This is a genomic window from Sphaerochaeta sp. UBA5836 (assembly GCF_002432845.1).
Lineage (GTDB): Bacteria > Spirochaetota > Spirochaetia > Sphaerochaetales > Sphaerochaetaceae > Sphaerochaeta.
Genome location: NZ_DJGW01000091.1, coordinates 8778 through 19235, shown reverse-complemented (window position 1 = coordinate 19235; position 10458 = coordinate 8778). Strand labels below are relative to the sequence as shown.

Annotated in this window: 10 protein-coding genes; 9 read left to right on the top strand and 1 reads right to left on the bottom strand. The window is 52.4% G+C overall.

All coding sequences use genetic code 11. The features are described from left to right. Positions 1 to 192: 192 nt before the first annotated feature. Positions 193 to 873 (bottom strand): peroxiredoxin, encoded by a 681-nt coding sequence (locus B3F49_RS08530; RefSeq protein WP_293895140.1) that lies wholly within the window; start codon positions 871 to 873, stop codon positions 193 to 195. Between the two features lie 193 nt (positions 874 to 1066). On the opposite strand from B3F49_RS08530, the gene B3F49_RS08525 reads away from it, so the two are divergent. The 9 genes from B3F49_RS08525 to B3F49_RS08485 form a co-directional block, all read left to right on the top strand. Continuing rightward, positions 1067 to 2071 (top strand): LacI family DNA-binding transcriptional regulator, encoded by a 1005-nt coding sequence (locus B3F49_RS08525; protein ID WP_293910410.1) that lies wholly within the window; start codon positions 1067 to 1069, stop codon positions 2069 to 2071. Then, positions 2071 to 3027: a Gfo/Idh/MocA family protein gene (locus B3F49_RS08520; protein ID WP_293895145.1), complete on the top strand. Its 957-nt coding sequence runs from the start codon at positions 2071 to 2073 to the stop codon at positions 3025 to 3027. The genes B3F49_RS08525 and B3F49_RS08520 overlap by 1 nt, the downstream gene beginning before the upstream one ends. Further along, entirely contained in the window at positions 3024 to 3854 is an 831-nt protein-coding gene (locus B3F49_RS08515; RefSeq protein WP_293910408.1) for a sugar phosphate isomerase/epimerase family protein, read from the top strand. Before B3F49_RS08520 ends, B3F49_RS08515 begins: the two co-directional genes overlap by 4 nt. A 119-nt stretch (positions 3855 to 3973) precedes the next feature. Next, entirely contained in the window at positions 3974 to 5116 is a 1143-nt protein-coding gene (locus B3F49_RS08510; protein WP_293910406.1) for a Gfo/Idh/MocA family protein, read from the top strand. 23 nt (positions 5117 to 5139) lie between these two features. After that, positions 5140 to 6132 carry a sugar phosphate isomerase/epimerase family protein gene (locus B3F49_RS08505; RefSeq protein ID WP_293910404.1) on the top strand — a complete coding sequence of 331 codons (993 nt, stop codon included), beginning with the start codon at positions 5140 to 5142 and terminating at the stop codon, positions 6130 to 6132. Beyond that, positions 6132 to 7637, top strand: a complete 1506-nt coding sequence (locus tag B3F49_RS08500) for a sugar ABC transporter ATP-binding protein (protein WP_293895154.1) — start codon at positions 6132 to 6134, stop codon at positions 7635 to 7637. Before B3F49_RS08505 ends, B3F49_RS08500 begins: the two co-directional genes overlap by 1 nt. A gap of 6 nt (positions 7638 to 7643) precedes the next feature. Next, on the top strand, positions 7644 to 8615 hold the full coding sequence (locus B3F49_RS08495) for an ABC transporter permease (RefSeq protein ID WP_293895157.1): 972 nt from the start codon (positions 7644 to 7646) through the stop codon (positions 8613 to 8615). A 15-nt stretch (positions 8616 to 8630) separates the two neighbouring features. Continuing rightward, entirely contained in the window at positions 8631 to 9635 is a 1005-nt protein-coding gene (locus tag B3F49_RS08490; RefSeq protein ID WP_293895160.1) for a substrate-binding domain-containing protein, read from the top strand. A 220-nt stretch (positions 9636 to 9855) separates the two neighbouring features. Beyond that, positions 9856 to 10458, top strand: a 603-nt coding sequence (locus B3F49_RS08485; protein WP_293910402.1) for a CHASE3 domain-containing protein, incomplete at its 3' end; no start/stop codon positions are given.

Sequence of the window (10458 nt, the reverse complement as noted above, 5' to 3'; positions counted from 1 at the left end):
CCAAGCGGGGCCATTGTGAAGGAAGAGAAACACCGGATAGTGAAGAGCGAGTGCCTGGTGTGCCATGAGTGCGAGCGCGTATGCACCAAGGGTGCGATTTCCTACAAATAACAACTACCTCGTGTGGATACTGCAATCAGGGAGAGCAGTTGCTCTCCCTGCCTGTATTTCACCAGCTGTTCTTCTGTTTATTTACTTTGTTTCCTTACGGAAGCAGAGGAACCAGTCAAGGCAGTACTGATTCTCGTCCTTGCTCTCCATGCGCTCCTTGGCCGTCCCGCAGCTGCCGGGGGTGGGGATGATGACATCCTGACCGGGTCTCCAGTTAGCAGGAGTGGCAATCTGCTCCTTGTCGGCCTTCTGAAGGGCGAGCACGACGCGCTTGATCTCGTCGAAGTTGCGGCCGGTGGAAGCGGGATAGAACAGAATGGTTCTCACGACGGCGTTGGGGTCGATGACAAAGACCGCACGAACCGCCTGGGTGGAGGACTGGGACTGGACCATGCCGTACTTGCGGGCGACATCCATCTTGATATCCTCGATGACCGGGAACTTCACCTCAACATGCTTCATGCCGTTCCACTCAAGCTCCTGGATTTTTCTCAGCCAGGCGATGTGGGCATACAGCGAGTCGATGGAAAGACCGACCAACTCGGTGTTCAGGGATCTGAACTCATCAGCCATCGAGGCGAATGTCATGAATTCGGTGGTACAGACGGGTGTGAAGTCTGCCGGGTGGCTGAAAAGGATAACCCACTTGCCCTTGTAATCCTCGGGAAAACTAATCGGTCCTTGGGTGGTAACCGCTTTGAAAGCGGGAGCCTTGTCTCCGATCAAAGGCATGCTGGTACCGGTGTTCTGCATTTCTTCCATGATGTGTATCTCCTTGGGTTTTGTTGTGATATCTGATGAGCTGATAGTAATCAATCTCATTAATAATATCAAGTACTTATTAATAATTTATTTCATTAACTGTAGAGTATCTGTTTTCCAGTGTTCTGTGCCGACAGCTTGTGTTCTTGGAAAACCGTACCCAAGCAAGGAAACCCATGCTACACTTGCCTGCATGGGAAAGAATGTTGGAAGAGAGGATGTTGCAAAGGCGGCAGGGGTATCGGAATCGACGGTATCGCGTGCACTCAACAACTCCCCTCTGATCAGTGAAGAGATCAAGAAGAAGGTCAGGCAGGCTGCAGAGAAGCTGGGGTATTTCCCCTCCCGCACCGCCACCTTGTTTGCGAGCAACCGAAGTTTCGCCATCGGTTTTGTGGTCCCCTTCTACCCATCAATCATGCCCTTCACCCGCCCCTACTTCCCCTCGTTGCTCGATGGCCTGCTGCTGGGAAGCCTTGAACACAACTATACGATCAGCATCGTCTTCGAGAACCATTTGGGCCGGTATCGTTCCTATCAGGAGCTCATCAACAGCCATAGCTTTGACGGCCTGGTCTTCGCCATCACCAAGGACCATTTCCCGGAACTGCAGCCCTTGATTGACCACTCACTTCCCTTTGTCCTGGTCAACAACTATCAACAAGGTGCGGCCAGCATTTATGCGCGACCGGATGTGGGCATGACCAAAGCCTTCGAGCATGCAATTGGATTGGGCCACTCACACATCGGCTACATTACCGGAGACCTGCAGTTCAAGAACGGCAAGGACAGGCTGGCCATGTTCGAGAAATTGGCGGCACACCACCATTGTACGACAACAATCGTTGAAGGTAACTTCTCGCGCAGTTCGGGCTTTGACGCCTTCAGCCAGCTGAGAAACGGGCCGTCATTGGTGATGACAGCCAGCGACCGCCAAGCCTTCGGATTCTTCCAAGCCTGCAGTGAACACACAAAACGGGTGCCGCAGGATATTTCGGTCATCGGATATGACAATTTCCAGCCTGCAAGCACCAGCGCCCCGCCTTTGACCACAGTGAACCATCCCATCACCGAGATGGGAAAAGAAGCAATCCTGATGTTGGTCAGCATGATCGAGCAGGGAAGGGCCGGACAGCAGAAGTGGGCTGATACCGACTTCGTCATCCGCAAGTCCACCACGCGATACGGAGGTGCCTGATGAAACTGATCATGATCGGCTGCGGGGGCATGGGTACCTACCAAGCCAAGAAATTCATCGAACTGGGAGTTGAGTTGGTCGGAGCCATCGACCACAACGACGAGCACCGAAGCCATTTCTGCTCCACCTACGCAGTATCTGAAGCCTATGCAGACGTCGATCAGCTCTCCCGTTTCCAAGGCAGGGCCGATGCTGTCAGTTGCTGTCTTCCCGATGCCTTCCACCATCAGTGCTGTCTGCTGGCACTTCAGCTTGGATTTGCCGTCTTCTGTGAAAAACCGTTGTGTACGAGCCTTGAGCAGGCCCGGCAGCTCGATGAGGCCTCTTTCAATGTCCCCTTCATGGTAAACTTCTCCAAGCGCAACATTCCGGCATTGGCGGCAGCCCAAGAAGTACTCAACACTGGGAAGCTTGGGGCCCTGATGCGTGTTGAGGCAATGTATCTGCAGAGTTGGCAGCAAAGTCATGTATGGGGAGATCCCGAGCAGGATTTCCGATGGAAGTGGCGCCTGCTTCCCTCCCATAATCGGGGTGGGTGTCTCGCCGATTTGGGCAGTCACCTGCTGGATCTCCTCCTGCTCCTGTTTGGATCGGTATGCTTTGTAAAAACCCTCTCTACCGTCACCGACCAGGTATTGATCGAATACCAGGGAGAGCTCAAAGTCGGCAACGATGTTCCCTGCATCCTTGGCTGTTCCTATGCCGACAAGCAATCCGACGATTCGCTGCAGTTGAAGGTTGTGGGAACACAGGCCACCTTGGAGATGAACACCTCACTCGACCGCAAGCAGATTCTTGTTGCTCCTGGTGGGGGAGAAAGCTATCACGTCAGTGCACCTGCACCTCCATCAACCTATCAAACCTTTGTGCGTTGGGTCGATCTGGACCAAGCAGGAAGGCCCAACCTGGAGGACGGACTCTCGGTTCAGGGCCTGCTGGAGGAGATGATCGGATGAGCATTGCAGTTGGAGCCTTGGTTGGTGCCCATGAACTGGACAAAGAGACGCTGAGACTGCTCAAGAAGTTGGGGTTTGAAACACTCTCGATCAGCTTCTGGGAGACCCTTGGAGATAGTGACTTGGATTCTTTGGCTGCAGAGGTACAAACAGCGGGCCTTGAGGTAGCAGCCCTCTCAATCTGGGGCAATCCTTTGCAGAAAGCAGAAACCGCCGAAGGCTGGAAGCGCCTCATCGAAAGTGCATCACGCTTCGGGGATCCTTTTGTAACCGGTTTTGCAGGAAGAGTGCCTGGTGCTTCGGTGGAAGATTCTCTTGTGAGTTGGAAAGCCTTGTTCTCCGAACTGCTGGATCTGGCGTATCAAAACGACTGCAAAGGCCTGCTCATGGAGAACTGCAGACTCGGGGATACCTGGAAGCAGGGCAAGTGGAATATTGCCATCAACGATGATGCTTTCAACCTCCTGTTCTCCACGCTTGACAATGAGAGGCTTGGCCTGGAGTGGGAGCCCTGCCACCAGGTGGAAGCGTTCGTCGACCCGGTTGCCCAGCTCTCCCGGTGGCTGGATAAAGTCAAGCACATTCATGGCAAGGATGCCCGTGTCGACTGGGAAACACTGAAAACCTTCGGGCTGTTTGCCAAGAGAAAAGCCATCCATACCACCCTTCCCGGCCTTGGTGATACCGACTGGCATTCACTCTGTGCTCTGCTCGAACAAGGTGGTTATAGAGGGAGCATTGACCTGGAAACCACGAGCTCCTCCTTCTTTGAGGACATTGAAGGCAAAGTGAAAGCCCTTTCCTACCTCAAAGCCTGCAGGCATTGATGTGTATTTCTTTCTGTCATTTTTCCTTGCGAAAGAGCAAAAACGTGGTACCATAAACTCGTAAAATAGAAATGCACGGGTTTTCAGCATGTTATGCACGTGCGTGCATAGGAGGGACCATGGAACAAATTCCGTACGGAATGATTGGAGGAGGAAAAGGAGCCTTCATCGGTGATGTGCATCGAAAAGCTCTCCGTATTGACAACCTTGCAGTTCTGAAAGCGGGTTGTTTCTCTAAAGATCCTGCAAAGTCAAAGGCCTTTGGGCAGGAATTGGGCATCGACTCTGATCGCTTGTACTCCAATTACCAGGAAATGGCCAAAGCAGAAGCAAAGCGCAGCGATGGCATCAAATTTGCCGTATGCGTCACTCCCAACAACTCCCACTATGACATCTGCAAGGCTTTTCTGTTGGAAGGCATCCACGTTGTCTGCGACAAACCCCTGACCTGGACCATCGAACAGAGCCAAGAGTTGGCCCGGATCTGCAAGGAGAAGGATCTCCTGTTCGGTGTCACGTACACCTATACCGGCTATCCTGCCGTAAAACAGATGCGCAAAATGGTAGCAGACGGCCTTTTGGGAAAGATTCGCTTCGTGAATGCTGAATACCCTCAGGATTGGCTTGCCAACCCCATCGATGAGCATAGTTCGATAGCTCCTTGGCGCATGGATCCAAAGATTTCTGGCATCTCCAACTGTCTTGGGGACATCGGAAGTCATATTGAGAACTTGGTCGCAACCGTCACGGGCCTGAAGATCAAACGCGTTTGCGCCCGGCTTGATTCCCTGGTGGACGGACGTACGCTGGACGACAATGCTTCGGTGATGGTGGAATACGAGGGCGGCTCGAAGGGGCTGTACTGGTCGAGCCAGATAGCCTTCGGCTATGACAATGCCCTCAGGCTCAGGGTGTTCGGAGAAAAGGGCGGCCTCGAATGGGCGCAGGAAGACCCCGACCACTTCTATTTCACCCCCCATGATGGGCCAAAGCAGAAATGGAGCCGCGGACGCGATCAATTCGCAGCCGAAGCGCAGCAATACTCACGCATTCCAAGCGGGCACCCCGAGGGCTTGTTCGAAGCTTTCGCAAATATCTACAAACCTTTTGTCCTCGCCCTGTCCAAGCACCTCAAAGGTGAGAAGTTGAGCGCTTCCGACTTGGACTTCCCCGGTGTGGAAATGGGTCTTGAGGGTGTGATTTTCATCAACAAGTGTGTCGAGAGCAGCAAGAAAGGCTCTGTATGGATCGACATTGAGTAATGAAGGAATAAGGAGAGAGCGATATGGCAAGGATGGTGACGATTTTTACTGGTCAGTGGGCTGACCTTCCCTTTGAAGTGATGTGCAAAACAGTGAGTGAAATGGGCTACGACGGGGTGGAAATCGCCTGTTGGGGTGATCATATGAACGTCGAGAAAGCCGCCAAGGACCCTGCGTATGTCGCAGAGAAGCTGGCAATCCTTAAAAAATACAATCTCGGCTGTTATGCACTGGGCAACCATCTGGCCGGCCAGTGCGTCGGGGATGCCTTCGGCGATCCTCGTCTCGCAGGCTTTGCCCCCAAGAATCTTAGCGGCAATGACCAAGCGATCCGGGACTGGGGAATCCAGCAGATGAAGTATACCGCCCAGGCAGCCAAGAACATGGGGTGCAAGGTAGTGACGGGCTTCATGGGTTCCCCGATCTGGAAGTACTTCTACTCCTTTCCTGCCAATTCAAGCAAGTTGATCGAGGACGGTTATCAGGAGATTCTCCGCTTATGGACACCGATTCTGGATGAGTTTGACAAGCAGGGAGTGAAATTCGCCCTCGAAGTCCACCCCTCCGAGATCGCCTATGACTACTACAGCACCGTCAAACTGCTGGAAACCTTCAAGGGACGGAAAACCCTGGGCTTGAATTTCGATCCCAGCCACCTGCAGTGGCAGGGTATCGACCCCGCACTTTTCTTCCGTGACTTTGCCTGCTCGATCTACCATGTGCATATCAAGGACAGCATGGTCAAACTTGATGGAAGAAGCGGAATTCTGGGTTCGCACCTACCCTTCGGGGACCTGAGGCGCGGCTGGAACTTCGTCTCCCCCGGGCATGGCGATGTGAACTTCGACCTGATCATCCGCGAGGCAAATGCAGCAGGCTACCGCGGACCGCTTTCCGTCGAGTGGGAAGACAACGGCATGGACAGGCTCTTTGGTGCCAAGGAAGCTCTTGCTCTGGTACGAAAGATTGACTTCGATCCTTCGAACGTTGACTTTGACGAGGCAATGGAGAATTGATGAGCGAGCGCGCAACCCTTCTGGAGCTGGAAGGAATCATCAAGGAATTCTCATCCGTACGGGTCCTGGACCGGGTCTCCTTCAGCATTCAGGAGGGGGAGATCATGGGCCTGATTGGGGAGAACGGTGCCGGCAAGTCGACGTTGATCAAAATCATCTGCGGCATCTACCAGAAGACGGATGGAGTCATCCGTCTTGGAGGGAAGGTCACCGAAATCCCCGATTACATCACCGCAAAAAGCCTGGGGATCGGCATTGTTCCTCAGGAATTCAATCTGATCAACTACCTAACGGTCTATGAGAACATCTTTCTTGGAAGCGAGCTGCACAAGGGAATCTTGCTGGACAAGAGTGCCATGCGCAAGGAAGCTGAGGCACAGCTCAACCTGTTGAAGATGCCTCTCGATGTCAACAGGATGGTCAGCGAGTTGTCAGTAGCCGAGAAGCAGATGGTCGAGATTGCAAAAGCGATGATTCTCGATGCCCGGATCCTGATCTTTGATGAGCCGACCACCACCCTTACCGCGGTGGAAATTCAAACGCTCTTCGATTTGATGCGCAAGCTCAAGCAGAAGGGAGTGACGATACTCTTTGTGTCGCATAAGCTTCAGGAAATCCTGGCCATTTGCGACCGGGTAACGGTGCTGCGCGACGGAAAGCTGGTCAGCATCGACCAAGTCAAGGGCCTCTCTTCCCAGATTCTAGCCAAAAAAATGGTGGGGCGTGATTTCAACCAGGTCTTTCCTGAAAAGATCGACAGTACCGGCAAGGACGTGATTCTTGAAGTTGAAAAACTCTGTTCGGGTTCCTTGCTCAAGGATGTCTCCTTTTTCTTGCGCAAGGGGGAGATTTTGGGGTTCGCAGGCCTGGTGGGTGCCGGGCGCACCGAGACGATGGAAGCCTTGATGGGCCTGAGAAAGGCGGAAAAGGGGGCGGTGCGCATCGAAGGCAAAACCGTACGAATCCGTAGCGCCAAGGATGCAGTACGATATGGGCTTGGGTACATCAGCGAGGACCGCCAAGGAAAGGGAGTGGTAATGAACTACGACATTCCCAAAAACATCACCTTGATTTCCCTGAAGGAGAAGTACCTGAGATGCGGCTTGATCGACAAGGCCAAGGAGGCTCAAGCGGCTGAACACTACATGAAGGAGTTCAGGATTGTGGCTGCTTCCAAAAAGTCACAGCTCAGGTTCTTCAGCGGCGGCAACCAGCAGAAGGTCTATCTTTCCCGCTGGATGGATACCGATCCCAAGATTCTCATACTTGATGAGCCGACGCGCGGTATCGACATCAACTCGAAGAAGGAAATCTACGAGTTCATCCACCGCCTTGCACAAGAGCAGATCAGTTGCATCATCGTCTCTTCGGAAATGGAAGAGATAATCGGCATGTGCGACCGGGTCTATGTCATGCGTGAAGGAAGAGTGGCCGGCTGCCTGGAGAAAGGACAGGTCACAGAAGAGAACATTGTGTTCCAAGCAACAGGGATAAAAAGGGTGTAGAGCAAGATGGGTGAAAATAAAATCATTGCATATGTACGCAACTTTCGTTTCAAGGACCACTCGCTGGGGATGGCATTCATCATCCTGGTGATCATCGCCACCATCGTCGGGTGGCCCAACTTCCTCAAATTCAGGAACCTTACGAACATTCTCAGGCAAATATCCTATACAGGCATCATCTCCTTGGGGATGACGCTGATCATCATCTCCGGCGGCATCGATCTTTCGGTCGGGTCCATGACGGCATTCGTGGGAGGCATCTCCATCTTCTTTCTCAACCTCTTCGGCCCGACTTCGACGATGGGAATCGTGCTGACCTTCCTGTTTGCACTGGTCTTCGGCTCTTTCTGTGGTGCGCTGAACGGCATTATGGTCGCCAAGTTCAAGATGGCACCCTTCATCGTTACCTTGGGCACCATGTCCATATTCCGGTCGCTCATCCAGTACTTTTCCAATGCAGGGACCATCCTTTCGGTCAACATGGGGTACGGCAAATTGGGAAGCAGTTCGATCCTCGGACTGCCGACTCCCGTATGGTTCTTCGTCATCGTAGGCATCATCCTGCATATTTTGCTCAACCATACCAGTTTCGGGCGGTATATCTGTGCTACAGGCAGCAATGAGCAGGTGGCCAAGTATTCGGCCATCAATGTGGCTGTAATCAAGTTCTTTCCGTATGTCATCACCGGATTCACGGTAGGAATTACGGCAATCATGTGGTCGAGCAGGCTGAACTGCATCAATCCAAGCGATTGTGCGGGGTATGAAATGGATGCCATTGCAGCAGCGGTCATCGGGGGGACGCTGATGAGCGGCGGCAAGGGCAGCATCATCGGCACCATGATGGGGGCCGTGATGTTGGGCATCATCAACAACATGCTTGTCATGGGAGGCATCAGTGCCTTCCTGCAACAGGCTGTCAAGGGTTTCGTGATTATTGTTGCGGTACTGCTTCAGTACAACAACGGTAACAAATAAACAGGAGGATTGGAAATGAAGAGAGTATTGGTAATTGTTCTTTGCTTGGTCTTTTCGGTAGGCTTGGTCTTTGCCCAAGGCGTTTCTGAACCAAAAGAAAGTGTTCCGAAGATCGGTATTGCAGTACCTTCTCCCGACCACGGCTGGACCGGCGGCATTGGCTGGTGGGCTGACAAGGCAGTGAGGGAACTCCAGCAGAAGTATCCCGGCAAGTATGAGTTCAAGGTCCTCCATGCCGACGGCTACGCAAAACAGATTTCCGATATCGAAGACCTGATGGTCTGGGGTATGGATTATCTGGTAGTCCTTCCTCACGAGTCCGCCCCGCTGACTCCTGTGGTGAAGGAAGCTCATGCTTCTGGAGTGAAGTGCATCGTTGTTGACCGTGGATTGACCGACACCACCTTCGGGTATGTAAACCTTGCCGGCAACAACCACGAAATGGGCAAGGTCTCCGGCGCCTTCGTACGTGATTACATGAAAGCCAACAAACTGACCAAGTATGTTGCAATGGGCGGCATGCCGGTCGTCATCGATGGAGAGCGCATGAACGCATTCTTCGACGAGATGGCCAAAGAGCCGACGCTGATCAACCTCGCCGGCGGCAGGAACTATGATTTCGCCGACTGGTCCACGCAGAAGGGACTTGAGCTGATGGAGAACTACATCCAGAAGTATCCAGAGATCCATGCTGTCTACTGCCAGGACGACGATGTCATGATCGGTGTCCTGCAGGCCATCAAGGAGAGCGGCCGCAAGGATATCAAGCTGGTATTCGGCGGTGCAGGATCGAAGGCTGCCTATGAGATGATCATCAACAACGACCCGTTGGTAAAGGCAACCGCCACGTACCACCCGTCCATGGTCTATGATGCGATCATGTACTGCCTCGATGTGGTTGAAGGCAAGAAGAGTGATGCCTTCCATACCGCCAAGTCTCCTACCGCCGTAGTGCTTCCTTCGGTGTTGGTCGACAAGAACAACGTCATGAATTTCTACGACAAGGACTCTGTTTTCTAGATCGGATGAGCATGCATCACCTTTTTCAGGCTGTTGGAATTCCAACAGCCTGTTTTCTTGCAACCAAGGCAACTCCCTAATGCTTTTGGACAGAAACATCAATTCTGCTGGAATTATGAGACAGGCTCCCCTATCATGTATTGTTTTCATCGATTGAAAAAAAATACATACTACACATTGATGCACCGATAGCGTTTGCACAGATAGGAAAACTCTTGTTATGCAATCCTTTATATGGGTATTATATGAAAAAGGAAAGGAGACATACCCTATTAAAGAACAGAGCATTACTCGACGATTCATCATCGGTTTGGTGCTCATCCTGATTGCCCTCTTGGTCGTTGGGTACATCAAGTTGAGCTTGACCACCCACGCGATTGAGACCAATCGCGAGCTCAGTCATACCTATGATGTCATCACCGAAACCAAGAGCTTGATGCGAACCTTTCTCAATATCCGCATAGCCGAACAAGGCTATCTATTAACCGGTGACCGGCGCTATTTGCAAGAGATCGGAGTCAGCGCCTACTCCTTCGACCAACACCATACCAAACTGAGCATACTCACCCGTGACGACGAGGTGCAACAACAGCGCTTGGAGAAATTGAAGACCGCCTTCGATGAATTAATCGTCCAAGCAGTACAGCCGATGCTTGCATTCCGTGACACCGTTACCGGGGAGGTGTCCACATACTTTGAGAAGGATGAACTCAATCACCTGATGGAAGTCTCAAAAACCATCTCCCGGGAGTTGGAAACAATCCTCGACGAGATCGAGAAAAGCGAATATGAACTGCTGGCAATCCGGCAGCAGGAAGTAGAT